The following is a 26,139-nucleotide window of genomic DNA, read 5'->3' on the forward strand; positions in this document are numbered from 1 at the left end:
ATTTATTTATAATATATATGGAGCAAGAAAATGAAGATTTACAATTGAATCAAGAAGAAGAGGATACAGAATTAAAAGAAGAAGCTGAAGAAACTCCGGCGGGGCCTAAAATTTCTTCAATTGAATTTTTTATTTGGCCTTTACCTGCGGCGGTTTTATCTGATTTGGTTGATTTACTTCAGTTAACGGGGGTTGGTGTGATTATTAGCTGGGCAGTTAATATTTTGTGCGGCGGTTCATTGACATTATGGTTATTTATGAAAGGGCTGAGGGGGGAATTTATGTTGCTGGGTAGTGTTATCGATATGATTCCCGTTGTAGGTTCATTACCGACAAAAACAACTATAATGATTTGGATATATGTTCAACAGAAACATCCAGAGAAATTAAAGATGGCGGCAAAAGGATTAGAGGTTGCTGGGAAAGTAAAACCTGAATTGGCTGCTGCTGGCAAAGCATTAGAAGCGGCGAATAATATGACCTCACAAAAAAATGAAGAATCTCAATAAACAAAAAATTTTAGTTCTTTTGATAATGACACTTTTGATAATTAAAGGAGATTTTGTGTTTGGGCAAACTTTGAAAAACCCCGAAAGTTTTCTTTATTTAACTTGGGAGAGCGATGGAATGATTCCGATTGAATATCAAGGCAAGGCATTGCCAGCGCGTTTCGCGGTAATAAAGGTTTCGGTTCAACCTCTAATTTATTCTGCAAAAAATGGTAATTATTTAAATTCCGATCAGTGGAGTTATCGCTGGTATGTAAACGATAATTTAATAAATGAAGGAGTAGGATTAAAATCAATTAGATTTCGACCAAAAGATTTCAATAAAAATTCTTATAATGTAAAAGTTTCAATTTTAACATCCGCATCAAGTCAGCCCGTTGAAAAAACCATAACAATTAATTTGGCTCAGCCAGCCGTATTTTTCCGAATATTCGGGGAAAAGAAAATTGTTCAAGGTCAGTATTCGAGTAGTGGATCATTATTGCAATTAGAAGCAGTTCCATTTTTCTTTGGCGGCGACGACCCAAAACAACTTCATTATATGTGGCGAATTAATAATGAAAGGGTAAGTAATCTGGATAATGAACGCATATTGATATTGCCTAAAGCCGAGGAGGGAGAAAAGAGTTACTCAATCCAATTAACAATTGAGGATTTAAGAGATATTATTATAAGAGCCAGTGCGAATATAAATATTAATTTAAAATGAGAAAAAAACCCAATTTTTTTGTAATATTCACCTTTTTGTTACTTGCTTTAAGCAATGTGGGATTGGCACAACAAGGAGCTCAAGTTGCTCCTCAAACTGTTTCGACTGCTGCAACTACTACAACAACAGCGACAACATCGGAGAATTGGTTTAGTGGGACGCAGTGTATGGAAATTTCTTTGGCGCCATTTTTGAGTAGTTGCCCTCAATCCCCAGCGGAATATCTTTCTGCTTTGTACCGCTTAGCCCTTTATGCTGCTGTTATCGCCGCGATTATTCAGATTACCATTGCCGGCATTACTTATGCTACGAGCGGTGATAATACTTCAAAACAGAAAGAAGCGCGCGGTCAAATTCAAGACGCTCTTATTGGTTTGGTTTTGGTTTTAGCATCAGTGTTAATTTTACGAACAATCAATCCAGATTTAGTAAGATTAAATCTGCCGGGTATTGCACCGAAATTAAGCGATCAACAACTAAAACAAGCAGAGGAAAAGAAAATTCAAGAGAATACCGAGAAATTACGAAAAATTTGTATTCAAAGTGTCTGTAGTGAAGTTAGTTCAAATATAGCATACAAATGTATAGAAACATGCAATGCGTTATATAAGATAGAAATTCCCGATCCCGAAGGATGTTTTAATGTTTGTTGTGCTAAGGCCGCCACTAATCCTTATGGAGTTGGAAGTGTGCCGCAAGATCCATGTTATTTAAATGGCCAATTAACAAACATAGGAAAGTCTTGTGCTGCGCAATGTAATAAACCAACGGGGGATGTTAAATTACCAGAATAAAAATATGAAAAAAACAATTTTAATTATATTTTTAATTTTAATTATTCTTGGTATCATTGCTTTTGCTTTCTACTGGTTTTATTTGAAGCCGACGAGTTACGTTGAAGAAGAGACGAGCGGTGGTATTGGTGGCACTCTTCCAACAATTACTGCTACTCCATTATTGCCTGGTGGAGAACCTATTGGGACGCCAATTAGTTCCATTGGGGATAAAATAACATTGCGAAATTTAGTTAGTAAAGATATTTTAGCGTTTTGGCAAAGCGGCGCTTCTACTTTGCAATATCTCACTAAAGAGGGGCTTTTTGAAATTGATTATTCTCAAGCACAAATTAAAGAAGAAAAACGGGAATTGGGAGTTAATTTTAATAATGTTTTATCCATTCAACCATCAGTTAAAGATAAAATTCTAATTAAATATGTGGCTGAGGGTGCCACAAAACCATCTTATAGTGTTTTGGATATAAAAACACGCGAAGTAAAAAATCTAGACCTTTATATCAAAACTGCTACTTGGTCGCCAGATGGCGAGAATTTACTTTATTATTATTCTGACAGCCCTCTTTATTATCAAGAGAATTTTAAAGAATCAAATTATTTGGCCCAATTGGACAAGAATTTGGCTAATCGAAAAATTTTAATGGATTTTAAAGCGGCAAGTGATATTGCTTTATTATGGCCTACAACAACTACTGCTTATATTACTCAAAAACCCAGTGGCATAAGTGAAACAACAGTTTTAAAATTTGATTTGAAAAATAAAATATTTAGTCCTTTTGTTAGTGGCTATGGTTTAATTTTGAAATGGGATGACAGGGGGCAGTATGGTTTGCTTTTTACTACTTCTAGTAGCGGTTCTAATCCTAAATTACAATTGATAAATAAAGATGGTTATGTTTTGGCAGATTTTCCCAATATTACTTTGCCGGAAAAATGCGTTTTTGCCCATTCTTCCCCCATTCTTTATTGCAGTATTTTTGTTAATCCTGTTTTTTCTGGTGTTTGGCCCGATGCTTATTACATGGGTGTTTTGTCAATTGATGAAATGATTTACCAAATTAATTTGGAAACAATGGAAGCGCAGTTATTAAATAATAATACTTTCCAAGTGAATGATATAAAAATAAGCAAAGATGATAAAAATCTGTTTTTCTACGATGAAAAAACAAAAACGCTTTATAGTTTAATCTTGCCAGCGGTTTCCAATCAGCAAATTTCACCAACACCCACAACAACTCCAACTATTACTCCAAAAACCACACCTACAGCTACCCCATCAAGATAAAAAAATCATTTAAAAAACCGCCCCAACGGGGCGGTTTTTAATTTAATCTAACCACTTTTATCTATTAAGGATAAGGTTTTACAATTAAATAGCGATTTGGTTCTTCGCCAACACTTTCAGTGGTGACGTTAGGATTGATAGCCAATTCCATATGAATAATTCTTCTTTCATAAGCATTCATTGGTGGTAATTTAATCGGATTTTTAGTAATTATTACTTTGTGGGCTGTTTCTTTGGCTAATTTTTTCAATTGTTCTTCGCGGTATTTGCGGTAGCCATTTATATCAAGATTTATTTTTTTATTTATATTATTCTTCTGAGCCAATAATCTAATTATCAATTCTAAATCTTTCAAGACACTACCGTCAGGACCAATTAAAATTTTCCCACTTTCTGTTCTAATATTAATATTGGTTAAATTTTCATCAACTTCATTTATTTCAACTTCAACATCATCAATATTAAAAAAAGATAATAAATTTTTAATTATTTGTTCCATTGTTTGAAGTGGTGGGTTTTGTCTCGACCGATAATTTTTTTTGAATAATTTTTTGCTGAATAATGCTAATGACTGTTGTTATAGACCAATAAATGCCTAAAATTGATGGCAAGCCAACCAAAATTATAAATGTCATAATTGGTCCAATAAAAAGCATTTGTTTTTGTAAAACAGCTGTCATTTTTTGAGCGGGATTTTCTAAAACATTAGCTTTAGAAGGTTGGGGGGCGGAGGGCATAATAATTTTGGTTGAAATAAATTGTAAAACTGCGCTGAGAATAGCAATAAAAATATTGGCCTTATTTAGATTGATAATGCCTAAAAAGAAAGGATTTATATTTTGGGGCATATTAACAAAAGAATATAAATTATTTGTTAAAACTTCATTGCTAAAACCCATCAAAAAAACTCGATAAACAGCGAACATAATAGGTAGTTGAAGTAAAATCAAAAAACAATTACTGAAAGGATTAACTTTGTGCTTGCTAAAAAGTTCCATTTGGGCTTTGGCTAATTTTTCTTTATCGTCTTTGTATTCTTTTTGAATTTTTTGAATTTCCGGCTGTAATTTATTCATTAATAATTGTTGTTTGCTGCTTTTATAAAAGAGCGGGGCTAAAATTAGACGAATAAAAACGGTTAAAATAATGGTAGCTACACCAATATCATGCCAAGGAAGAAAATTATATATTCCTATTAAAAGATTGAATATCGGCTGAATGAAGATAAGATGAAAAAAATTACTCATATTTTTTATTTGATAAATCCACTACATCGACAGAATCTCAAAAAAGCCATTTTTAGGCCTTTAAAACAGCCATATTTATTAATAGCATTATAAGCAAAAAGAGAGCAAGATTCTTCGTGTTCGAAATGGCAGTGGGCGGGAAAGAAGTAAAAATTTTTAAATAATCCCGTTTGGGGGGAGAAAAAAACCCGATAAAATTTTATTACACCTAAGAGAAGATATTTCATAAATTAAATTAAGTTTGCTTTCTGCATTAATCTTTCGGTCAAATCTTTCAATTCGGAAAAATTCTTCGCAAGTAGGGACGGGCGAGGGATAAAGACGATATCATAACCACTCTTTTTAAAATCTATTTGATCGCAAATGGCTTTGAGACGTCTTTTTAACAAATTGCGTTTGCAAGCTTTTTTAGAAATTTTTTTACTGATTAAAAAAGCAAAGCGATTGTTCTTATTTTCTGGATTGAATAAATAAATAATTGTTAAGTCCGAATTTTTTTCCCTCTGCCCATTTTTAAAAATAAATTTGAAATCTTTTGTTTTCCGAATGATTTGCGCCTTTTTCATTAGACACTGAGACGATAACGACCTTTCTGGCGTCGTCTTTTTATTACTCTCTTCCCACCAGGCCTCCTCATTCTTACTAGAAACCCATGCGTTTTCTTTCTTTTTCTTTTTTTAGGTTGATAAGTAGTCGACATACTTTTATTTTGTTATTCTATCATAAAATTTTGATTTTCGCAATAATTGTTTATGATATAATAAAGTTATGCCTGAAATTTCTGAGAAAGATATAAAAATATTGATAAGAAAAATAAAAAAAGGTGATAAAGAAGCATTTGGAGAAATTTATGAGTTATTTGCTGAACGAATTTTCCGCTATATCTATTTCAAAGTCGGGAAGAAGGAAGAGGCCGAAGATTTAACTCAACAAGTATTTGTGAGAGTTTGGGAATCTCTCGATGATTTTAAATTTAGAAAAAATCCTTTTAGTAGTTGGGTTTATAGAATTGCCCATAATTTGGTTGTTGATTTTTATCGAAAACAAAAAGACGTTTTAAGTTTAAATGATGATATTAAGATAGAGATTGTAGATTCATTAGATTTGGATGAACGTTTATATTATAAAGAAGAAGTTAAAAAAATTTTAAGCTTAATTAATCGATTGCCGCAGGAACAAAAAGATATTTTAATTTTGCGTTTTGTTGACGATCTTTCTTATGGCGAAATTGCCAGAATTATGAAAAAAAGCCCTTTAACTTTGCGTGTTTTACAACATCGGGCATTGAAAAAATTAAAAGAATTGCTAGGTAGTCGAGGTGACAATAATTAATTTTTCCCAAACTAAAAACCCCTTATAAATAAGGGGTTTTTAGTTTTGTCCGGACAACAAATCTTTATTTTATAGCTTCCTTTAAGGCTTTGCTGGCGCGGAATTTTGGTTTAATAGAAGCGGCAATTTGGATTTTTTCACCAGTACGAGGATTAATACCTTCGCGAGCTGCTCTACGAGCTACTCTAAAAGTGCCAAATCCACTGATAGCTACTTCTTCACCGCGAGCCATTGTTTGTTTAATGGTTTCAAAGATAGTTTCAACAATTTCGCGGGCCTGTTTTTTGCTGGCTAATTCAAATTTGCTTAAAATAGCCTCGACTAATCCTTCTTTTGTCATTTTTTTAAAAATTTAACCGACCTTTTAAGGCAAAACCTGTCTAATTGAATTATAGCACATTTTATGCGGTTTCCAAATGGGGGTGTGGATAAATTTAACGGGCATATTCAACAGCTCTGGTTTCACGAATAACATTAACCTTAATTTCTCCAGGATAATTTAGTTCATCGTGAATTCGATTAGCTATTTGTTTGGCTAAATTTAAGGCACCCAAGTCATCAATTTTTTCAGGAATGACGAAAACTCTTAATTCGCGTCCAGCTTGAATAGCATACGCTTTTTGGACTCCCTCGAAAGAAAGAGCAATTTTTTCAAGGTTTTCCAAGCGTTTAAGATAATTTTCCAAACTATCACGTCTGGCACCTGGGCGACTGGCAGAAGTTGCTTCAGCTGCGGCCACAATAAATGATTCCGGGGTTTCAAATGGATAATCTTCATGATGCGCTTCAATGGCTTTAATGATTTCTTCGGAAATGCCATATTTTTGAAGAATTTTTCTGCCTAGTTCAACATGAGTGCCTTCAACTTCATGATCGATGGCCTTTCCAATATCATGTAGTAGTGCAGCTTTTTTTGCCACTTCAACATTAGCGCCCAGTTCAGCAGCCAACATTTTAGCTAAATGAGCGGCCTCAATTGAATGTTGCAGAACATTTTGCCCATAACTTGTTCGATAATTTAGTCTACCCAAAAGATAAATAAGTTCTTTTGGTAAATCCAAAATTCCCAATTCATAAGCTGCGTTTTCTCCCGCTTCTTTGATTTTTTCATTTAATTCTTTCTGCGCTTCTTCAACCTTTTCTTCAATTTTGGCTGGTTGGATGCGGCCGTCTTTGATAAGTTTTTCTAAGGCAATACGCGCCAACTCTCGTCTTAAAGGATCAAAAGAAGATAAAGTAATTGTATCTGGCGATTCGTCGATAATAATATCCACGCCTGTTAAACGTTCCAAAGTACGAATATTTCTACCTTCTCGGCCAATGATTTTACCTTTTGTTTCTTCATCAGGAATAGAGAAAGAAGAGGTTGTTACTTCACTGCTAACTGATCGGCTAAAGCGTTGGATGGCGGTTTCAAGGATATTAAAAGCTTGTTTTTCTATCTCATCGCGTTTTTCTCTTTCCATTCGTTTCAATAATTCAACAATTTCTTGGCGGTGGGTATTTTCTATCTTTTCAAATAATTCTTTTTTAGCCTCTTCTTCACTTAATCCAGCAATTCTTTCTAGTTCTTTTTGCGCTTCTTGGCGGATTTCCTCCACTTTTTCTTTGATTTCCTTTACTTTCTTAATATTTTCTTCTAAAGAACGATTTTTAGCTTCGGTTTCGGTGAGTTTTTGATTAAGCAATTCCTCACGACGATTAAGACGTTGTTCAAAAGCCGAAAGTTCTTTCTTGCGCTCTTTTTCTTCTTTTTGAGCTTCATCCAAAATAGCCGCGGCTTTATCTTTGGCGGCTAGAATAATTTCTTTGGCCTTGGTTTTGGCCTCTTCTAATTGTGTTCTAATTTTTTGTTCGGCCGAATCAATTTGGCGTTTGACAATATTTTGTCGCGCCAAGTAACCAATAAAAATTCCTAAAAGTAAAGTTGCTAAAGATACTAAAATAAGCGTCTCCATATAATTGGATTTCGCCTTTCAAAAATTGCGATTGAAGGTTAGAGAATTTCACAAATTTTTTTATAGCGAAATTAAGATTAAATGACTCTAAAAGCAAAGTAAAAAGAAATACATTTTTATTATAATAGCAATTTTTAAAAAAGCAAGCGAGAAGAATAAACAAAAACGGACTCCTTGGGAGTCCGTTTATCACTAGTATTAATATACTTTTAATTTTTTTATTTCTACAGCCAGCCCAGCTTCTTCTAACCTTTTTTTTATTTTTTGCGCTCTTTCTATTACTACTTTTTCACATTCATGAAACAATTTTTCTTTGTCATCATATGGTTTGACCAAAACTTCGCAATATAATCCACTATAAATGCCGGGCAATTCGTCGGCAATTACTTCTACAACGCCTTGGTACACTTCTACTGCGCTAAGATGTTCAAAAACCGTGATGCGGGGGATAATTTTTATAATACCCACCTTTTGTTTTTTAGCCTCTTCAATAAATAAATATAACGAAGGATAATTTTTGAAAATTCTGCAAATTTTTAAAAGAATTTTTTTCATTAAACACCTCCCCTTTAGATTTTTTAACAGCCAATTTTAGATTATCGCTATTTTTTTATTTGTCAAATAAAAAGAAAAGATGGCGTTAAGCGCCATCTTTTTGTTCTTGAATTCGTTTTTTAAAAAAATCATATCTTCCGTCTCTTTTTGTGAAACCAATAAAACAATTTAACCTTATCTTATTAGTCAATAAGAATTTTCTATAATATTTCAATTTATTCCTTGTGCTTCTATTTAATGAGCGATAGATTTTTTCCAAATATTTAACATCTAACATTTCTAATTTTGGTTTCTCTTTCAACCAAACCCTCGATAAAACATAAATAATAACAGGCATACCAATGCGGGCAATACTTGAGCGCAAGGGTTTTGTTGAAGCGTCCACAATAACGCATTCTTCACCAATAGCCAGATAAAACAGCAGCTCATCGCTTAGTTGTTCAAAAAGGTGATTCCAGGCTTTTCCTTCAATGTGTGATGATTGGATGCGGGTAAAGTGAGGGTATTTTTTAATATCGGCGATTTCTAAACCGTTAGTTAGATTATAAAAATAGACCATTTTTACCCTCCTTTTATCTTAAACTTCTGAAAATTCGATTGATGTCTTGTTGAGAAGCGCCACTAGATTGAGGCGTTGTTTTTCCCGTAACAATAAAATCACCTTCTTTAATTTCGCCAAATAGGATTTCTTTAATTTCCGTGTATTGGCCGTCTGTGATGCCTATGCGGATTAAAACTGGTTTAATTTCTTTGCCTTTTTCATCTGTAATCCAAATTAAACGCATATCAGGTTCTAATTTTTGAAGATTAATAGTTTCAAGAATTTCTTTTTGAACAAGAGAAGCGGGCATTGCAGGTGAATGCTGTTTTTGATACCAGACGATGCCAAAAATAACAATTATGCCAAAAATTAAAACAAGACCATAAATAAAAATCTTTTTTCTCATTTTTCTCCCCCCAATTGATTTTTAAAAAACCATCAATAATTTAGCATTTTTTTATAAAAAAACAAGGAGCGCTTTGGCTCCTGTTTTAAAATTCTCCTTCTGAAAAAGAATCAAAAATTTCTTTAAGTACTTCTTTTATCGTTATAATTTCTTCAGGAATGAGTTTTTCTTTTTGGAATCGATACATCTCGAATGTTTTAAATATCTCGCCACTATCCACCCTAATTTCTATAAGAAATTGGCCTTTAAAAGGAGGATGTTCGGGAATAAAATTTCTTTGGATTTCAAAAATTAAGGAATAATTTTTAAATCGGCGATTATAATCTTCTCGGAGGGTGACCTGATAAATTTTTTGTTCACTGGGTGGTGCGAGAGAGAATTTTTTTAAATCAATAGGAAGAACCTGCATTTTTTGGAAATGTTCGTTGAGCTTTGTTTCCAATAAAGGCACCAGAACATTTTTGGCCAATTGAAAAGCCATAAAAAACCTATTTTTTAGCATTTTTTACCTCCTTATTTAGAAATTAAGAACCGAATTTGAGTTTAATAAAAATTTAAAATTAAGCAAATTAAAAAACTCCCAAAAAGGGAGTTTTAGGGTGGCCTAGGGGATTTGAACCCCTGACCTCCTCGGCCACAACGAGGCGTTCTAGCCACTGAACTAAGGCCACCGTGATAAAACAATTTTAATCTTTGAACGTGATTTTGTCAAAAGTTATCTATTAACGCAGCGGTTTCCATCAAAGCATTTGTCTGGACCGCAATCGCAGATTTGAATATTATGGCTTTGATCTGGTGCACAGCCACAAGCGCCAAGAAGGCAAGTGTTAGGGAAGTGAGATGTTGATAGACAACAGGAAGCAGCAATCACTTGTCCGCCGCTTTCCAAACAATTTTTCAAGGCAGTTTGCTCGGGTGGTATAGCGCTTTTTTTATTCAAAATCACAATAACTATACTTAATAAAAGAATAATAATAGCAAGAATCAAAAAAATTTTTCCAAAGGTTTTTTTCATTGATAATTGTCTATTTAGTCGACATCTTTATTATAACACTAATTAAAGCTATAATTAAATTATATGTGTCTAGCAACGCCAATGAAAATTATAAAAATTGAAAAAGATAAAGCAATTGTTGAAGGTGAGGGGCATACACACACAATTGACATCTCTTTAATTAAAAATAAACATCCGAAAAAAGGGGATTATGTTTTAGCTCATGGCGATTTAGCCATTCATAAGCTTCCCTTGAAAGAAGCAAAAAAGATATTAAACTTTGTAAAGGGAAGTCATCACCATGACACCCATTAGATCTTTAAAAAGGAGGAATACAATGGAAGGATTAAAATTAGCGGCAAGATATTCTTATGTTTGTGAAAGGGCGAGGTTGTTAAAGCTGGCTGATGATTTAAGAAATTTTTTCCAATACGGAATGGGTGATTTTCAAAAAATCGAAAACATTTTGAAAGGATTAGCCAGTTATGATTTTTACCGAAAGATCGCTCATTTAAATAACAGAAACGTTTTTGATGAAGAAGTCGTTTCTTTTTATTGGAAGGGCAGCCCAAAGTTAAAAGGGTGGGAGTATATTCATAATGGTTCAACTCTTGTACCAATTATTCGTTTACGGATGAATTTAATTGAGCCGGAATTGGTTGATGAATGCATTGTTCATCTGGCAAAGGTGACAGAAAGTTGTGCTGATGGTGATTTTTGGGTAAAGTACAATCCGATTATTAAAACCAAAAAGGGATTAAAATTGAATGGTACAATTGAATTGAAAGTTAAAAATGAGCTCGGATTAGAGTTGAAAAAAGGCGATTGGGTGACCATTCATTTTCGGCGGATTATTGAAAAAATTTCAAAACAAGAGGCAGATAATTTGCTAAAGTTGACAAAGAAAAATCTAACAAATTTTAATAAAAAAAATCAAAAGGCCTGAAAAAATCAGGCCTTTTTTATTTTTTATTTAATGAATTTTAGTGAACCGAGCAGGTGATACAAGGGTCATAAGCCCTCACTAGCATATTTAATAATTTTTCTTTTTCTTTTTGTGGTTTTGTAGCGTGTTGTTCAATTAAAGCTTGAGCTGTTTTTTCAATAGATGTCAGATTTTGGACGGTGGGAGTGATAATGTTTACATAGGTAATTATGCCTTTTTCATCAAGATGAATTTCATGATATAAACCTCCACGCGGGGCTTCAAGAGCGCCAACGCCTTGGGAGTTTGTCTGCCAGTTAATTTTTGACTTTTGAAGATGGTCTCTTAATTCAAACTCTAATAATTTTTTAATAATTTCAATGGCTTTTTGATGATAGAGTTTAATTTCAATAGCTTGGGCTAAATTGTTATGAAATGGATTTTGAAAATCAAGCGGATAATTATTGTTTTCAAAATAAAGACGAGCCAAAGCGCCTACCATTACTTCGCGTTTTTTAAATTTGGAAAATTTAGCGGTAGAAAACTCTTTAATTTCTTCTTCAATGGCTGTTTTATAATCATTTACAGAAACAATATCGCCTTTGCTTGAATAAATTTTATTGTCTTTTATTGCTACCAACTCCAAATCAACTTTTAATTCAGGATAATTAAGTTTGGCGCAAAATTGTGGCAACCATTCAACAATTTCCTGAGATTTTTCTAAATCAATTAGAGCTTTATTTAATTCTTTTTTTGTGGGCAATTTATTAAAACCACCCAAAGTTGGTGTTGTTGGATGAACATTGCGTCCAGCAGAAAGAAAAGCTAAATTATCTGCTAATTCTTTTAAAATTAACGCATTCTTAAAAGCTTTTGGATTTTTGTTTTTTAATTCCGTGCCGCGGTCAATTCCTAAATAATCGGGGAGAGCCAAAAAGAAAAGATGAAGAGTGTGGCTTTGAATCATTTGAGCGCATTGCATCAAATCTCTTAATAATTTTAATGGTTCAGGCAAAATAATTCTTGCGGCATTTTCTAAAGCGTTAAGTGAGGCAAGACTATGGGCAATAGGACAAACGCCACAAATGCGCGGGGTAATCCAATAAGCTTCTTCAGCTGGTCGGCCAACGAGTAATCCTTCAAATAATCTTTCACCCTCAGCCACTTCTAAAACTACTTTGTTATTTCGCCAATCAATCTTTAAATTTCCATGACCTTCGATTTTAGCAATAAATTCATTACTAATCATATTTTATATTTCGTTTATGAAACATTGAGAGATATAAAGCGACGGTTTTTTTATCAGCGATTTTTTCTAAAATTTTGATTAAAGCTTCAATATTAGCGCCATCGCGTAATCCAAAACAACCATAACAAGGCGAGCCACCAGAAACGCAAATAGCGCCACAACCGTTTTTGGTAATCGGCCCCAAACACGGCACTCCTTTAAGAATACGGCATTCATTTTTGGCTTTTTTACAATCAAAACAAACAGGATAATCAAAAGGATAAGGTTTTTTCCCAACAAGCAAAGATTCAAAAATTTTCAAAATTTCTTTTTCATCAACTGGGCAGCCATTAATAACAATATCAACTGGCACATAAAAAGATAAAGGCTGAGCTTCAATTCCCCGCGGTTTATAGTTTTTCCCATAAATTTTTTCATACCAATATTTTCTTTCATTCTCCGAAAGAATGGCGGGAATGCCACCTAAAGCAGCGCAAGAGCCAAAAGCAATAAGAATTTTGGTATTATTGCGAATTTCTTTTAGCAACTCCACTTCATCGGGCATAATAGGCGTTCCTTCAACAATGGCGATATCATAAGGACCAGATTCAAATTTTTCTTGTCCTAATCGCCAAGCTTTAATATCAATTTTTTCTTCTAATTTTAATAATTTTTCGCGTAGCGAGATTAATTTCACCTGACAGCCCTCACAATCAGTAAAATCAAAAATGCCAATATTAATTTTTTCTTGTTTTTTAGTCATAAGCGTTTTCAATTTCATCATAAGTAAAAACCGGACCATCTAAACAAACATAATTTTTGCCGCAAGTGCAATGCTGGCATTTTCCAACACCACACTGCATTTTTCTTTCAATATTAACAAAAATGCGGCGATCAGAAATTCCTAATGGCTTTAAAATTTTTTCTAAAGCATCCATCATCGGTCCGGGTCCGCACATCGCTGCCACTGCATCGAGTTCGTTAATTTTTATGTCTTTGACTAAGTCCGAAACAAATCCCACTGGTCCTTGCCAGTCTGGATGCGGTTTGTCAATTGTTAAAATAACATTGATATATTTTTTCCAGTATTCAATGCGTTCTTTCAAGAGTAATTCATCAGGTGTTTTCGCTCCATAAAGCAAATAGACATTGCCGAAATGTTCCCGATTTTTAATGATATATTCAATTAATGAAGCGATAGGTGGTATGCCACAGCCGCCTGTAACCAAAACAACATCTTTTTCTTTCATAAAATCCAGTGGAAAGCCATTGCCAAAAGGTCCGCGAATTTCGATTGTATCGCCAGCTTTTAATGTATGGAGATAATTGGTGACATTTCCAGCTTTGCGAACGGCAAATTCCAAGTATTTTTTATCATAAGGAGAGGAAAGAGCGCCAAAAGGAGCTTCGCCATATCCAATTTCGCCTAATAAGAAAAATTGACCAGGGATAAAACAAAGTCCGTTTTTATCTTTGGGAAATTTATTTTCAAGGCGGAAAAGCTTAACAGTCGGCGATTGAGTTTCAACGGCTTTGATTTTAACTATTTTCGGAAGGTAAATGTTGTTCATAATCTTTAAGAATTGTTTTTAAGACTTTTAAAATATCAATTTCAGCTGGGCAATTTTTATGACAACGACCGCAGCCCACACATAACGATTTTCCCGTCTCGTAATAACCTCGCACAAATTTATGATAAAACCAGTTATAATAGCGTTTTTTTAATTCTTTTCGAAAATTATGCCCGCCAGCCACCATTGAAAAATCATTTAATGTGCAAGCGCTCCATTTGCGCATGCGATATTTTTCCCCATCAAGCGTTTGATAATCTTCTACAGAAAAACAATAACAAAGAGGACAAAGATAAGTGCAAATTCCGCAACCAAGACATTTTTGGGCTAATTCATCCCAAATAGGATGATTCTTTGACCACTCAATGGCTTTGGCTAATTTCTCAGGGTCTAACAATAACCAGCGCAATTCTTTATTCCAATTAATTACTTCATTAAATTTTTGGGTTTTAATTTCAGCATCAGATAATTTTTCAAAAAAACGAGCATATTTTTTTAACCACTTTTCTTCTTTGCTGCTTTTAACCCAAACGCGATATAATTCTTGATTAACTTTTTGAAAAACAATTTCACCACCCGGCAAGCTATCAATATCCTCATTAATCAATCCAATAACAATGCTTTGATTGCGGCGCTGGAAATAAAAATAATCAGAATGCGGTTTAAGCATCAATTCATCTAATTGATTCAAAGCCTCTAAATCGTAAAAGTTTAAACCAAACAAAACAAAAGGTTTGGGCGGGGGAAGGGTTTTAATTTTTTTCTTTTTTCTTTCTAAAATTTTTTCTTCTGGCGGCAAAAAATACTGCTTAAATGGCAATAAATCATTGCGCACATCAAAAACTCCGTATTTTTGGCGCAAGGTATTTAAAAAATTATTGATTTCCGCTTCGCGAATATAAAGCATTATTTTTATTATAAGCCAAAATTAATTAATCAGAAAATTTTAATGGATGGTTTCTTCTGATTCTTCGTAGAGCCATTTTTTAAATGTTTCTTTAAGAAGCAGCGGATCTTTTAGCAATTCTTTAATTTCTTCCTTTTTTTCTTCCACTAATCTTCTAAATTTCGGCGAGTATTTTTCAATCCATTCAAATTTATTCATTCCTGATTCAATAATTAAATCTTTTTGAAGTAAAAGGTCCCAACCTGGTTGGAGATAGGGATTTTCTTGGTTATGTTTTTCAATTTGTGGTTCAGGCATACAATTATATTTTAATCGATTATTTTTTTATTTTTAAGCCCAGCCAGACATTCTATTAACAAAAAGATTAAAAAATTGTATTTATAAGGTAGCAAATTTAGAAAATTAAAAGGAGGGCAAATGGAAAGAATAATGTCCGTCCTTTCTTTTTTTATTTTGCCCATAATTGTTTTTTATGGTTTTGCCCTGATATTGGGTAAAACCAAGGAGGCAAATAGAGCAGTAAAGAAGATGTTCCAAGCAGTTTTTCAGTTTGTGATTGATGTGATTAGTTCTATAGTTGTTTTTATATTTCAAAAGTTAACGCAGTTACACAAGTATTTTTACAAGAAAAATTCTTGGTTGACGGTAATAGTAGAAGCAGGATTGTTAATAGTGGCAGCAATTTTAATTTTATAAAAAAAGCGGACTAGGTCCGCTTTTTATATTTTTATCGTGCCCAGGGTGGGACTCGAACCCACAAGTCTTTTGAAAGACAGAGGATTTTAAGTCCTCCGCGTATGCCAATTCCGCCACCTGGGCAAAAAATTTTAAAATACCAAACATAAAAAATTTTAATTTTAAATTTTTTTCTTGTCAACAGATAATTTTTTTGCTTTAATAAAGAAAAGTTATGGAAAACAAAGATTTAACTCTTGTTGTTTTAGCGGCTGGAATAGGCAGTCGTTATGGCGGATTAAAACAAGTTGACCCAATTGGTCCCAACGGAGAATTAATTATTGATTACTCACTTTATGATGCCAAACAAGCTGGTTTTAATCATATAGTGTTTGTCATTCGCAAAGATATAGAAGAAATTTTTAAAGAGAAAATTGGACAGCAAGCAGAAAAGAATTTTAAGGTTTCTTATGTTTTTCAGGAATTAAATAAAGGACTGCCTTCTTGGTTTTCATTGCCGCCAGAAAGAAAAAAGCCATGGGGAACAGGTCATGCGGTGCTTTTATGTAAAGATGTTGTTAATTCAAATTTTGCTATCATTAATTCCGATGATTTTTATGGGCGCGACGCTTTTATCAAAATGGCTGATGCGTTGAAAAATTTAGCGGATGAAAACGGAATTTACCATTATTTAATGATTGGCTATCAATTAAAAAATACTTTATCCGAACACGGCGCTGTTTCGCGTGGTGTTTGTTCTTTGTCGCCAGAGGGATATTTGATTGATTTAAAGGAGCGAACAAAAATTCAAAAATTTGAAGATGGAATTAAATTTGAAGAATTTGATACCTGGCTTAATTTAAGCGGCGATGAGATTGTTTCAATGAACTTTTTTGGTTTTACGCCAAGTATTTTTTATGAACTCGAAACTCGGTTTTATAAATTTTTAATGAATTTAGCTAATCCTGAAAAAAGCGAATTTTATTTATCTGAAATTGTCGGGCAATTAGTTAGGGAAAATCGGGCGCGCGTTACTGTTTTGCCAACAAATGCCAAATGGTTTGGTGTTACTTATCCTGAGGACCGCGCTTTGGTTGAAGCTGGAATTAGAAATTTGATTGATAGTGGTGAGTATCCAGAAAAATTGTGGCCAGATTTAACTGCAAAAGAGACGATAAATTTAGAAGAAAAAATTTATCATTCGGAAGAAAAACAAAAAAGCGCGGCTGACATTCAAAAAAATGATTTAGCTTTTGATGAAAATTTAGGACCTATTAAAGAGGCGGTTTACTTAATTGAAGTAGAAAAAATTAAACCTAACCCCTATCAACCACGCAAACACTTTGATGATGAATCATTAAAAGAATTAGCTGAGTCCATTCGCGAATATGGAATTTTGCAACCGTTGATTGTTTCGCGAGTGGAAAAAGAAACAGATTTTGGCAGAAGTGTTGAATATCAATTGATTGCTGGCGAAAGACGTTTGCGGGCTGCTCAGCTTTTAGGATTAGAAAGAGTGCCGGCGATTATTCGGCCGTCGCTTGAAGAAAGACAAAAATTAGAAGCAGCAATTATTGAAAATATTCAGCGCTCTGACCTTAATCCTTTAGAAACCGCCCGTGGTTTTGCAAAATTGGCTGATGAATTTGGTTTGCCTCAAAGGGAAATTGCTGAGCGAATTGGCAAAAGCCGAGCTTATGTAGCGAATATGTTGAGGTTGTTGGAATTGCCATCAGAAGCGCAACGAGCTCTTGAAGAAGGAAAAATTACTGAATCGCATGCGCGATTACTTTTATCTATTCAAAATCCAGAAAAACAAAGAGCGTTACTTGGAGAAATTTTGAGTCGCAAATTAACTGTTCGCGAGACAGAAATTCTAACGCGTCGCATTTTGGAAATGCCTCTGGGTGAATTTGTTCAAAAACACCAAGATGTTTCTATAAGCGATTTGGGTGATGCGCTGGAAAAAGAAATTGAAAGAAAATTAGAAGAAATTTTTGGCACAAAGGTGGAAGTAAAAAAACGCGGCAATAAAGGAAAAATTACGATTAATTTCTTTTCAGAGGAAGAATTAAACGAAATTTTGAAAAAGCTTGTAAAAGAATAAAAATAATATTATAAAAAGAAGAGGATTTTAAAATTTTAATAAGGAGGCGAAAAATGAAGGTGGTTCCGCCGTCTTTTGAAATTGTTAGCTATTTGAATCGCGAAGAGATTTTAAAGAAAATCGAGAGAGCAGGTCGGATTGCTCACAAAAGCGAGGAAAAAATTACACCAGATTCTGCTGAGGATTTTGTGAAAAAATTAATTCAGATGGGGCACGAAAGTGTTTTGGAGCACGTTGATATTTCTGTAATTATTATTTGTGATAGAGGTATTTCTCATGAATTAGTGCGCCATCGTCTTGCGAGTTATACGCAAGAATCAACGCGGTATTGTGATTATGCCAAAAAAGGCGAGCTTGCTTTTATAAAGCCGTGTTTTTTGAAAGAAGGGACGCGGGAATATAAGATTTGGGAAGAGGCGATGAGGTTTGCGGAAAAAATGTATTTTAAATTAAGAGAAAGCGGTTTAAAGCCACAAGAAGCCCGCGCGGTATTACCCAATTCCTTAAAAACCGAAATTTTTATGACCGCCAATTTAAGAGAGTGGAGACATATTTTTGAATTGCGCTGTGCTCTTGCTTCCCATCCTCAAATGCGTGAAATAATGGTGCCACTTTTACATGTTTTTCAAAACCGCTTAAAACCAATTTTTGATGATTTCTCCATTGATTACGACAGAAAAATCGCCACCAAAGGAAAGATGCTGATTTAAAAACAAAAGCCTTCCGCAATTTCTCGGAAGGCTTTTTAGGTGGCGGAGGCGGGAGGATTCGAACCTCCGAGAGGGTTTTGCCTTAAATTTGAATGTTTCTTAAAAATACAACAAATTTGAAAATAAATAATAAAAATGCTAAAATAAAATTATATGGAATTCATAAGGAATTTTAATAAAATTAGCCAACAAGATATTACCATTGCTGGTGGTAAAGGTGCTTCGCTCGGTGAAATGACAAAAGCAAAAATTCCCGTTCCTCCAGGATTTGTTATACTTTCAACTGCCTTTGAAAAATTTTTAGAGGAAACAGATTTAAATGTAGAGATTGATTCAATTTTACATTCAGTAAATCACAAGGAAATACATACTGTAGAGAACGCTTCAACAAAAATTAAAACCCTTATTCTTAATGCGGAAATACCAAAAGATATAACCGAAGAAATTCTCAAAGCTTTTAAAAAACTTAAAGCGAAATATGTTGCTGTTCGTTCAAGTGCTACGGCTGAAGATTCAAAAAGTGCAGCTTGGGCAGGACAACTAGAAAGCTATCTTAATACAACAGAAGAAAATCTAATTGACAATGTAAAGAAATGCTGGGCATCACTATTTACACCCCGCGCTATTTTCTACCGATTTGAAAAAGAACTGCACAAACAAAAAATATCTGTTGCAGTTGTTGTACAAAAAATGATTAATAGTGAAAAATCTGGAGTTGCCTTTTCTGTTCATCCAATAACCCAAGATAAAAACCAAATTCTTATTGAGGCTGGATTTGGATTAGGTGAAGCAGTGGTTTCTGGTCAAATTACCCCAGATTCCTATGTTGTAGAGAAAAAACCGCGAAGAATTATTGATAAAAATGTTCAAGTTCAAACTAAAGCGCTTTATTGTTCTAAAAATGGTGGGAATGAATGGCAAGAAATTCCTAAAGAACAAGGAGAAAAACAAGTTTTATCAGACAATGAAATATTAAAACTTTCCCAAATAATTCTAAAAATCGAAAAACATTTTGGCTTCCCCTGTGATATTGAATGGGCAAGGGGGAAAAATCAATTTTATATTATTCAAAGTCGCCCCATCACTACATTATCAGACAAAAAACAAAAGCAAGTCATATACGAAGAGGTTTTTACAAGAGATTTTTCTTTGCCAATGCTTCAGGTTTGGTATAAAGGAGAGGCATATGATCCGAAACCCTGGAGTGGCAAACAACAAAAGTTTTTGCCATATATTGTTTTTTTGCGAGAAGATGATACAGTAAAAAGTTATTATGATCCCCGGGGAGTTGAATGGATAAAAAATCATATTAAAGAAACTATTGAAAGTGATCCAAATTTTTTAGACAAGTTAAAAAATCAAGTTACCAAAAAATTAAAGCCGATACAATCCATTTATGAAAACGAAACCCCGTTGTCTAAAAACAAATTACTGAAATTTATTAGAAATTTTGAAGTTGCTTATCCGTGGGTTGAGGCAATGTGGTGGTTATGTGAAATGAATGACGAAGAATTAAATAGTTTAGATATTTCGTCGATTAAAAAATTAAGAAAAAAAACTACAAAATTATCAGCGGGAACAGATATTGTTGTGCGAAAATCTCTTAAAAGAATTTTTCCTAAGATAAAAGATTATATTCATGTTCTTACGTTGGAAGAAATTGAAACAGAAAATATCCCGCAACTTTCTGAATTAAAAAAGAGAGACAAACAATTTATATTTACACAAAATCGCTTATACATAGGAAGCCATTTAGTTGAATATATTGAGAAGGAATATGGAATTTTATTGAAGCGAGAGAATTTTAATAAAAATATAATCGAAATAAAAGGAATCGTTGCATATCCTGGAGTCGTTCGTGGAAAAGCCAAACGAGTAATGGGACACAAACAAATTTCTTCTATTAAAAAAGGGGAAATTTTAGTATCTCCGATGACTATGCCGGATTTTATGCCAGCCATGAAAAAAGCAACTGCTTTTATTACCGACGAAGGAGGCATTACTTGTCATGCTGCTATTGTTTCAAGAGAATTAAAAAAACCCTGTATAGTTGGCACTAGAATAGCAACCAAAGTAATAAAAGACGGTGATTTAATTGAAGTTGATGCCAACCAAGGAATCGTGAGAATATTAAAAAGAAGTGGTAAAAATATAAAAAAGTCTAGTAAATAATAAACACATGATAGAAAGATATTTTTTAACAAGACACTCTATCAAACCAAAAGAAGATGATTTGGAAAGTGAGAAATACAAAGGTATTTCTAAGCAAGGCGAATTATTAGCTAGAGAATCTGCAATGAATCTTTTTGAATATTTTGAGAAAGAAACTCCAAAAGATGCAGTTATTTTTTTAGGAGGTGTCTCAGAAGAAGTGAGAACAAAATCTACGGCCCAAGTGTATGGAGAGAGATTAAAAGAGGTTGCAGTTGATAATCCAAATTATATTGTTATAATCGAAAAGGATATTGATAAAAACAAAGGGTATAGCGAAATTGTAGAACAAATAAAGCAAATCATTAAAGCTAATCCAGACAAAAAAATTATTATCGACTTCCCTCTTTTTTTGAAAGAACTTTCTTTAAGGCGAACTTGGACTCCCGATGGAAAACCATCTCCTTTTATGTTATTAAAAGGAGGTGATTTTGAAAAAACGAAAGAATGGATTGCGATGGGAGAAAAATTTGATGGTCCCTCTCCTGAAATGGTAGCTAAAAAATACGAAAATGCTTTAAAAAGATTAGAAAAATTTGCGCGGAAATACATTGGTGATCGTCCTTTAGTGGTAGGTATGGTTGGGCATAGTGTTGAAGCCGATGCTTATTTAGCTTATCTGGCCGGCAATGGAAATGTGGACTTAGAGATTCTTGATAAAATAAGCAATGGAGAAGGTCTAATTAAAGAAACTGAACTTGCGACAATAGAAGCAACACCTGATTTTATAACCATCTCTTATAGGGGAAGAAAAAAAATACCTCGATCCTCATCTAAAGAACAATAAAAAAGATTCGCATTCAATTTCATTGATTACGACAGAAAAATTGCCACCAAAGGAAAGATGATAATTTAAAAACAAAAGCCTTCCGCAATTTCTCGGAAGGCTTTGTTGGTTAAAAATTTTTTAGTCTTGATCTAATATTACTCGTTTGGCAACCCGAAAAAGAACTTCCCAGTTTTTATCTGAAATATGAAATTTTGGTTTCCACACCAGTTCTGCTAAAGAATCACTAATAGTAAAAAGCGCTCCTATTTGGGCATTGCGATATTGAGCAACAGCAAATAATGCTGCTGCTTCCATTTCTACGGTTATCACCCCTTGTTTCTGATAGAACTTTGTTTCTGCGATTGTTTCTCGATAAGGAGCATCTATAGTCCAACTTGTTCCGACGTAATACTTTTTCCCCAGTTGATCAAGCGTTTTCTGAATTTTTTCAGTGATATTTTTTGATGGATATGCATATTTTGTTGGTTTGAGATAGTGGTATGAGGTGCCTTCATCACGAATCGCTTTATTACAAACAACAATATCCCCGATTTTTATATGTTTTTGAAGACAACCAGCTTCGCCTATAGAAATAAAAATTCTTACGCCAAAAGCAAATAATTCTTCCAAAAGAGTACAAGCAATAGGCGCGCCAATTCCAAAGTTGGCTATAATTCCAATTTGTTTCCCGCTTTCATTAAGCAGATAAAAATCACCAGAAAATCCTTCTACTTTTGTAGTTTTATGATTTTTAAGAATATGTTGTAATAAATTTTTGCTGTAACAAAAAATAACACCACAAGGCGATTTAAAATTTGGATATTTACCTCTCTGTTTTTGGTAATTTAAAAAGTCTTTTGGGGTGAATACTGATTTGCTAGGGTATTTATTTTTGAAATTTGGGCAGGACATATATTTTTGCTTCCTCTTATTGTTGATTGGGATTTTGTCGTATTTTTTATCAAATAAGCAAGAAAGGTAAAGTGGTTTGAACATTTACTAATTAGCGGAGGCGGGAGGATTCGAACCTCCGAGAGGGTTTTGCCCTCAACTGGTTTTCAAGACCAGCGCCATAAACCACTCGGCCACGCCTCCAAAATAATTAAATATTCTTTTGTTATTATAGCGAGAAAATGTTTTTTTTCAAACTTTCTTTTTTGTTTCTTTGCGTTATAATTTCTTTAATGTATCTGTCCACGGTTTTTGTTTATTTTATTTTATTTTCCATTTTGTTTATTCTGATTTTATTGGGAATTGTTTTGTTTTTAATTGTATTGACTTTGTGGGTGTCGGGTTTAAAAACTGGTGTCCCATTTGTTAAGTCAAAAAATACTATTATTCAGCGCTTAAAAGAATTAGATATTCTAAAGCCAAATACTGTTTTTTGTGATTTGGGGTCGGGCGATGGGGGATTTCTTTATAATCTAGCCAAAGAATTTAAAAATATTGAATTTGTTGGTTATGAAAAGAACGAACTACTTTATTTATTTGCCAAAACTTTTAATCGTCTTCCTAATCTAAAGTTTTATTGTGAAGATTTTTTTAAAGCTGATTTATCCCGATTTGATTATGTTTATGTATTTCTTTTCCCTTTTTTGTTGGAAAAATTAGAGCCGAAAATAAAAAAAGAAGCAAAAAAAGAAGTGTTTATTATTTCTAATAGTTTTTCTTTTCCGCGATTGAAACCTTTTAAAATTTTAGAGTCGCCCAAAAAACTCGAAACAATATATATCTATAAAGTATGAAATTAATAGCCGATTTTCATATTCATTCTCGTTTTTCGCGAGCAACGGCGCGGGATATTACGGTTGAAAATTTGAATCTTTGGATGAAAAAGAAGGGGATTAATATTTTGGGGACAGGAGATTTCACTCATCCCCAATGGTTTAAAGAATTAAAAGAAAATTTGGAAACTGCTGAGCCTGGTTTATTTAAATTCAAAAAAGACAATGATTTAAAAAATATCAGTCGTTTTATTTTATCAACCGAAATTTCTTGCATTTATTCTCAAGGTGGTAAAACGCGGCGAATCCATCATTTAATTTTGGCGCCATCTTTTGAAATTGTTGAAAAAATTAATGTGGCCTTGAGTTGGCAAGGGAATTTAAATTCTGATGGTCGTCCCATTCTTGGTTTATCAACTATTGAATTATCTAAACTTCTTTTTTCTATTTCTCCTGAGATTGTAATTATTCCAGCACATATTTGGACACCATGGTTTTCGCTTTTCGGCTCAATGTCAGGATTTGATTCTTTGGAAGAATGTTTTGGTAAGGAATACACTTCTAAAATTTTTGCTATTGAAACGGGTTTATCCTCTGATCCGCAAATGAATTGGCGTTTGTCGCAATTAGATAATTTAGCAATTATTTCCAACTCCGACTCGCATTCTTTATCAAAAATTGGCCGCGAAGCTAATGTTTTTGATACCGAATTGTCTTATCAAGAAATAATTGATGCTATAAAATTTGGTATTCCTGCGAATTATCAAAAAAACCAGCAAAAATTTCTTTTCACAATAGAGTTTTTTCCAGAGGAGGGAAAATATCATTATGATGGTCATCGATTATGTAATGTAGTTTTATCGCCAACTGAAAGTAAAAAAATAAACAATGTTTGTCCGCGGTGTCATCGGCCATTGACTGTTGGTGTAATGCATCGAGTTGAAGATTTGGCTGATCGACCAGAAAATTATCAAGCACCCGATAGACCGCCTTATAAAAGACTGGTTCCTTTAGAAGAAATTTTGGCGGAAGTATTAAAGACAGCTCCCCATTCGAAAAAAGTTCAGAATGAATTTGAAAGATTAATTAATCTTTTTGACAATGAAATGAAAATTTTATTAGATGTGGATTTAAAAGAAATTGAAGCAGAGGCGAGTTTTGAATTAAAAGAGGCGATTAATCGAGTGAGAAAAGGGCAGTTGAATATTCGACCGGGATTTGATGGTGAGTATGGAAAAATAAAAATTTTTGGAGAAAATGAGGTGATAGCGCCTAATAGCACTTTATTTTGACTATGTTTAAATTAATTAAAAAATCTAAAAAAAGCGCTGCTCGGCTAGGAGAATTAAAAACTTTGCATGGAACAATTAGAACACCTTTTTTTATGCCAATAGCCACTCGCGGTAGTGTTAAAGCCTTAACCAGTGGCGATCTTTTAAATATTGGCGCGGAGATTATTTTGGCTAATACTTATCATCTTTTTCAACGGCCCGGTGATGACATAATAAAAAAACTAGGCGGTTTGCATGGTTTTATGAATTGGCAGAGGCCAATTTTAACAGATTCCGGCGGTTATCAAGTTTTTTCTTTGTCTAAATTGAGAAGGATTAATTTAGCTGGTGTAGAATTTTGTTCAGAGGTTGATGGTAGAAAAATTTTTTTAACGCCAGAAAAAGTTTTGGAAATTCAGAAAAATTTAAATTCGGATATTGCGATGGTTTTAGATTATTGCGTGGGTTATCCATCAAAAAAAGAAGAAGTTAAAAAAGCAGCCGAAATTACCAGTTTATGGGCAAAAAGGTCAAAAAGTTATGCTGAGCGCATTGATTTTAAAAATTTAATTTTTGGAATTATTCAGGGAGGTGTTTATAAAGATTTAAGAGAGAAAAGTTTGAATGATTTGTTAGCGTTAGATTTTGATGGTTATGCAATTGGGGGATTGGCAGTGGGCGAACCGGAGAATAAAATGTTTGAAATAATAGATTTTGTGGCGCCGCAGTTGCCAGAAAATAAACCACGTTATTTAATGGGCGTTGGTTATCCTGAGCAAATTTTTAAAGCAATTTTAAAGGGTATCGATATGTTTGATTGTGTTATTCCAACTCGTCACGCTCGTCATGGTGAATTATTTGTGCGGAAAAATAAGAAAATTTTGACGAAGAAGGGTTTAAATTATGACATTGTTGAAATTGGCAAAAGCAAATATAAAGAGAGTAAAAAGAAAATAGATGCATATTGCAATTGTGAGGCTTGTCAAAACTTTACTTTAGCTTACCTCCACCATCTTTATAAAAATAATGAACTGCTTTATTATCGTTTAGCGACTATTCATAATTTGAAATTTTATTTAGATTTAATTAAAGAAATTCGCCAGGCTATAAAGATTGGTCAAATATGAATACAAAAGAAAAAATTTTGTTGCATATTTGTTGCGCTGTGTGCGGGGCTTATTTAGTTGAATTATTAAAAGAGAAATTTGAAGTGATTTTGTATTATTGCAATCCAAATATTTGGCCTGAGGAAGAATACAACAGAAGATTAGAATCAGTAAAATTGCTAGCTAAACATTTTGATATAGAATTGATTATTGGTGAATATAATCATTATCATTGGTTGGAAAAGATTAGAGGATTGGAAAATGAACCAGAAGGTGGAAAGCGTTGCGAGGTTTGTTTTAAAGAAAGATTGCTAGAATCGTTAAATTGCGCCATTGAGAAAAAAATTAAATATTTTACTACAACGTTGCCAATTAGTCCTTATAAATCAAAAGAATTAATAAACGAAATAGGAGAAAAAATAAGCTCAAACCAAACTGTTTTTTTGAGTTTTTCGGAAATTGAAAAAATGTTTCAAAAAGATAAACAAGAATTGTGGCGAGAAACAAGGGAATTAGCCAAGGTTTTAAATTTTTACCATCAAAAATACTGCGGTTGCGAATTTTCTTTGCGACAAAATCAGAAATGAGTTATAATCTAAATAAGA

Annotated in this window: 34 protein-coding genes, 3 tRNA genes and 1 pseudogene; 17 read left to right on the forward strand and 21 right to left on the reverse strand. The window is 33.5% G+C overall.

What is annotated here, in order from left to right:
• The first annotated feature begins 17 nt into the window (after positions 1-17).
• Genes N2692_00960 through N2692_00975 form a run of 4 tightly spaced genes read left to right on the forward strand, consistent with a single transcriptional unit; the run spans position 18 to position 3,297 of the window.
• Positions 18-509, forward strand: a complete 492-nt coding sequence (locus N2692_00960) for a hypothetical protein (GenBank protein MCX8015863.1) — start codon at positions 18-20, stop codon at positions 507-509.
• Positions 493-1,218, forward strand: a complete 726-nt coding sequence (locus N2692_00965) for a hypothetical protein (GenBank protein ID MCX8015864.1) — start codon at positions 493-495, stop codon at positions 1,216-1,218. The genes N2692_00960 and N2692_00965 overlap by 17 nt, the downstream gene beginning before the upstream one ends.
• Entirely contained in the window at positions 1,215-2,012 is a 798-nt protein-coding gene (locus tag N2692_00970) for a hypothetical protein (protein MCX8015865.1), read from the forward strand. The genes N2692_00965 and N2692_00970 overlap by 4 nt, the downstream gene beginning before the upstream one ends.
• Positions 2,013-2,016: 4 nt before the next feature.
• Positions 2,017-3,297, forward strand: a complete 1,281-nt coding sequence (locus N2692_00975; GenBank protein ID MCX8015866.1) for a hypothetical protein — start codon at positions 2,017-2,019, stop codon at positions 3,295-3,297.
• Positions 3,298-3,361: 64 nt separating this feature from the next.
• Here N2692_00975 and N2692_00980 read toward each other — a convergent pair whose 3' ends face one another.
• The 5 genes from N2692_00980 to rpmH are packed head-to-tail and all read right to left on the reverse strand — an operon-like array spanning position 3,362 to position 5,244.
• A complete protein-coding gene (locus tag N2692_00980; GenBank protein MCX8015867.1) occupies positions 3,362-3,796 on the reverse strand; it encodes a hypothetical protein in 435 nt (144 codons plus the stop codon).
• Positions 3,780-4,544: a YidC/Oxa1 family membrane protein insertase gene (locus N2692_00985; protein MCX8015868.1), complete on the reverse strand. Its 765-nt coding sequence runs from the start codon at positions 4,542-4,544 to the stop codon at positions 3,780-3,782. The genes N2692_00980 and N2692_00985 overlap by 17 nt, the downstream gene beginning before the upstream one ends.
• 5 nt (positions 4,545-4,549) lie before the next feature.
• Positions 4,550-4,771: a membrane protein insertion efficiency factor YidD gene (yidD, locus tag N2692_00990; GenBank protein MCX8015869.1), complete on the reverse strand. Its 222-nt coding sequence runs from the start codon at positions 4,769-4,771 to the stop codon at positions 4,550-4,552.
• Positions 4,772-4,774: 3 nt separating this feature from the next.
• Positions 4,775-5,110 (reverse strand): ribonuclease P protein component, encoded by a 336-nt coding sequence (gene rnpA, locus N2692_00995; protein MCX8015870.1) that lies wholly within the window; start codon positions 5,108-5,110, stop codon positions 4,775-4,777.
• Positions 5,110-5,244 carry a 50S ribosomal protein L34 gene (gene rpmH / locus N2692_01000; GenBank protein ID MCX8015871.1) on the reverse strand — a complete coding sequence of 45 codons (135 nt, stop codon included), beginning with the start codon at positions 5,242-5,244 and terminating at the stop codon, positions 5,110-5,112. Before rpmH ends, rnpA begins: the two co-directional genes overlap by 1 nt.
• A gap of 68 nt (positions 5,245-5,312) precedes the next feature.
• Here rpmH and N2692_01005 point away from each other — a divergent pair, with 68 nt between their 5' ends.
• Positions 5,313-5,876 (forward strand): sigma-70 family RNA polymerase sigma factor, encoded by a 564-nt coding sequence (locus tag N2692_01005; protein ID MCX8015872.1) that lies wholly within the window; start codon positions 5,313-5,315, stop codon positions 5,874-5,876.
• Between the two features lie 64 nt (positions 5,877-5,940).
• Here the strand turns inward: N2692_01005 and N2692_01010 are convergent, their stop codons facing one another.
• The 8 genes from N2692_01010 to N2692_01045 form a co-directional block, all read right to left on the reverse strand.
• Positions 5,941-6,216, reverse strand: a complete 276-nt coding sequence (locus N2692_01010) for an HU family DNA-binding protein (protein MCX8015873.1) — start codon at positions 6,214-6,216, stop codon at positions 5,941-5,943.
• A 94-nt stretch (positions 6,217-6,310) separates the two neighbouring features.
• The gene (gene rny / locus N2692_01015) at positions 6,311-7,834 is read right to left on the reverse strand and encodes a ribonuclease Y (protein MCX8015874.1); all 1,524 of its coding nucleotides are present in this window, start codon (positions 7,832-7,834) and stop codon (positions 6,311-6,313) included.
• Positions 7,835-8,032: 198 nt separating this feature from the next.
• Positions 8,033-8,389: a hypothetical protein gene (locus N2692_01020; protein ID MCX8015875.1), complete on the reverse strand. Its 357-nt coding sequence runs from the start codon at positions 8,387-8,389 to the stop codon at positions 8,033-8,035.
• A gap of 85 nt (positions 8,390-8,474) precedes the next feature.
• Complete coding sequence (locus N2692_01025) at positions 8,475-8,948, reverse strand: hypothetical protein (protein MCX8015876.1); 474 nt, start codon at positions 8,946-8,948, stop codon at positions 8,475-8,477.
• 13 nt (positions 8,949-8,961) lie between these two features.
• Complete coding sequence (locus tag N2692_01030; protein MCX8015877.1) at positions 8,962-9,336, reverse strand: hypothetical protein; 375 nt, start codon at positions 9,334-9,336, stop codon at positions 8,962-8,964.
• A gap of 85 nt (positions 9,337-9,421) precedes the next feature.
• Entirely contained in the window at positions 9,422-9,817 is a 396-nt protein-coding gene (locus tag N2692_01035; protein ID MCX8015878.1) for a hypothetical protein, read from the reverse strand.
• 117 nt (positions 9,818-9,934) lie between these two features.
• A tRNA-His gene (locus N2692_01040) sits at positions 9,935-10,007 on the reverse strand.
• Positions 10,008-10,051: 44 nt separating this feature from the next.
• Positions 10,052-10,351: a hypothetical protein gene (locus tag N2692_01045; protein MCX8015879.1), complete on the reverse strand. Its 300-nt coding sequence runs from the start codon at positions 10,349-10,351 to the stop codon at positions 10,052-10,054.
• A 63-nt stretch (positions 10,352-10,414) separates the two neighbouring features.
• Between N2692_01045 and N2692_01050 the strand changes: the two genes are divergently transcribed.
• A complete protein-coding gene (locus tag N2692_01050; GenBank protein ID MCX8015880.1) occupies positions 10,415-10,645 on the forward strand; it encodes a HypC/HybG/HupF family hydrogenase formation chaperone in 231 nt (76 codons plus the stop codon).
• A 22-nt stretch (positions 10,646-10,667) separates the two neighbouring features.
• Entirely contained in the window at positions 10,668-11,276 is a 609-nt protein-coding gene (locus N2692_01055) for a DUF6390 family protein (GenBank protein MCX8015881.1), read from the forward strand.
• A gap of 37 nt (positions 11,277-11,313) precedes the next feature.
• On the opposite strand, the gene N2692_01060 is transcribed toward N2692_01055, so the two are convergent.
• Genes N2692_01060 through N2692_01080 form a run of 5 tightly spaced genes read right to left on the reverse strand, consistent with a single transcriptional unit; the run spans position 11,314 to position 15,258 of the window.
• The gene (locus N2692_01060; protein MCX8015882.1) at positions 11,314-12,504 is read right to left on the reverse strand and encodes a Ni/Fe hydrogenase subunit alpha; all 1,191 of its coding nucleotides are present in this window, start codon (positions 12,502-12,504) and stop codon (positions 11,314-11,316) included.
• On the reverse strand, positions 12,497-13,246 hold the full coding sequence (locus tag N2692_01065) for an NADH:ubiquinone oxidoreductase (protein MCX8015883.1): 750 nt from the start codon (positions 13,244-13,246) through the stop codon (positions 12,497-12,499). Before N2692_01065 ends, N2692_01060 begins: the two co-directional genes overlap by 8 nt.
• Positions 13,239-14,054, reverse strand: a complete 816-nt coding sequence (locus N2692_01070) for an FAD/NAD(P)-binding protein (GenBank protein MCX8015884.1) — start codon at positions 14,052-14,054, stop codon at positions 13,239-13,241. Before N2692_01070 ends, N2692_01065 begins: the two co-directional genes overlap by 8 nt.
• Positions 14,023-14,961: a 4Fe-4S dicluster domain-containing protein gene (locus N2692_01075; protein ID MCX8015885.1), complete on the reverse strand. Its 939-nt coding sequence runs from the start codon at positions 14,959-14,961 to the stop codon at positions 14,023-14,025. The genes N2692_01070 and N2692_01075 overlap by 32 nt, the downstream gene beginning before the upstream one ends.
• Before the next feature lie 39 nt (positions 14,962-15,000).
• The gene (locus N2692_01080; GenBank protein ID MCX8015886.1) at positions 15,001-15,258 is read right to left on the reverse strand and encodes a hypothetical protein; all 258 of its coding nucleotides are present in this window, start codon (positions 15,256-15,258) and stop codon (positions 15,001-15,003) included.
• A 120-nt stretch (positions 15,259-15,378) separates the two neighbouring features.
• Between N2692_01080 and N2692_01085 the strand changes: the two genes are divergently transcribed.
• A complete protein-coding gene (locus N2692_01085; GenBank protein MCX8015887.1) occupies positions 15,379-15,657 on the forward strand; it encodes a hypothetical protein in 279 nt (92 codons plus the stop codon).
• A gap of 37 nt (positions 15,658-15,694) precedes the next feature.
• Here N2692_01085 and N2692_01090 read toward each other — a convergent pair.
• Positions 15,695-15,780, reverse strand: a tRNA-Leu gene (locus N2692_01090).
• Between the two features lie 91 nt (positions 15,781-15,871).
• On the opposite strand from N2692_01090, the pseudogene N2692_01095 reads away from it, so the two are divergent.
• From N2692_01095 to N2692_01115, 5 genes and pseudogenes are all read left to right on the forward strand, one after another.
• Positions 15,872-16,786: pseudogene (locus N2692_01095) on the forward strand (sugar phosphate nucleotidyltransferase).
• Positions 16,781-17,743: a ParB/RepB/Spo0J family partition protein gene (locus tag N2692_01100; GenBank protein MCX8015888.1), complete on the forward strand. Its 963-nt coding sequence runs from the start codon at positions 16,781-16,783 to the stop codon at positions 17,741-17,743. Before N2692_01095 ends, N2692_01100 begins: the two are co-directional and overlap by 6 nt.
• Before the next feature lie 53 nt (positions 17,744-17,796).
• Positions 17,797-18,453: an FAD-dependent thymidylate synthase gene (thyX, locus tag N2692_01105; protein ID MCX8015889.1), complete on the forward strand. Its 657-nt coding sequence runs from the start codon at positions 17,797-17,799 to the stop codon at positions 18,451-18,453.
• A gap of 153 nt (positions 18,454-18,606) precedes the next feature.
• A complete protein-coding gene (locus N2692_01110) occupies positions 18,607-20,625 on the forward strand; it encodes a PEP-utilizing enzyme (GenBank protein MCX8015890.1) in 2,019 nt (672 codons plus the stop codon).
• Positions 20,626-20,632: 7 nt separating this feature from the next.
• On the forward strand, positions 20,633-21,451 hold the full coding sequence (locus N2692_01115; protein MCX8015891.1) for a hypothetical protein: 819 nt from the start codon (positions 20,633-20,635) through the stop codon (positions 21,449-21,451).
• A 120-nt stretch (positions 21,452-21,571) separates the two neighbouring features.
• On the opposite strand, the gene N2692_01120 is transcribed toward N2692_01115, so the two are convergent.
• Together N2692_01120 and N2692_01125 are read right to left on the reverse strand one after the other, a co-directional pair.
• Positions 21,572-22,345 carry a nucleoside phosphorylase gene (locus N2692_01120; protein MCX8015892.1) on the reverse strand — a complete coding sequence of 258 codons (774 nt, stop codon included), beginning with the start codon at positions 22,343-22,345 and terminating at the stop codon, positions 21,572-21,574.
• A gap of 95 nt (positions 22,346-22,440) precedes the next feature.
• Positions 22,441-22,528 (reverse strand) — tRNA-Ser (locus tag N2692_01125).
• A gap of 38 nt (positions 22,529-22,566) precedes the next feature.
• Between N2692_01125 and N2692_01130 the strand changes: the two genes are divergently transcribed.
• The 4 genes from N2692_01130 to N2692_01145 are packed head-to-tail and all read left to right on the forward strand — an operon-like array spanning position 22,567 to position 26,121.
• A complete protein-coding gene (locus tag N2692_01130; protein ID MCX8015893.1) occupies positions 22,567-23,178 on the forward strand; it encodes a methyltransferase domain-containing protein in 612 nt (203 codons plus the stop codon).
• Positions 23,175-24,449: an endonuclease Q family protein gene (locus tag N2692_01135; protein MCX8015894.1), complete on the forward strand. Its 1,275-nt coding sequence runs from the start codon at positions 23,175-23,177 to the stop codon at positions 24,447-24,449. The genes N2692_01130 and N2692_01135 overlap by 4 nt, the downstream gene beginning before the upstream one ends.
• A gap of 2 nt (positions 24,450-24,451) precedes the next feature.
• On the forward strand, positions 24,452-25,555 hold the full coding sequence (gene tgt / locus N2692_01140; protein MCX8015895.1) for a tRNA guanosine(34) transglycosylase Tgt: 1,104 nt from the start codon (positions 24,452-24,454) through the stop codon (positions 25,553-25,555).
• The gene (locus N2692_01145) at positions 25,552-26,121 is read left to right on the forward strand and encodes an epoxyqueuosine reductase QueH (protein MCX8015896.1); all 570 of its coding nucleotides are present in this window, start codon (positions 25,552-25,554) and stop codon (positions 26,119-26,121) included. The genes tgt and N2692_01145 overlap by 4 nt, the downstream gene beginning before the upstream one ends.
• Positions 26,122-26,139 lie beyond the last annotated feature (18 nt).

The sequence above is a fragment of the Patescibacteria group bacterium genome (assembly GCA_026415775.1).
Taxonomy (GTDB): domain Bacteria; phylum Patescibacteriota; class Minisyncoccia; order UBA6257; family JAAZHW01; genus SKW32.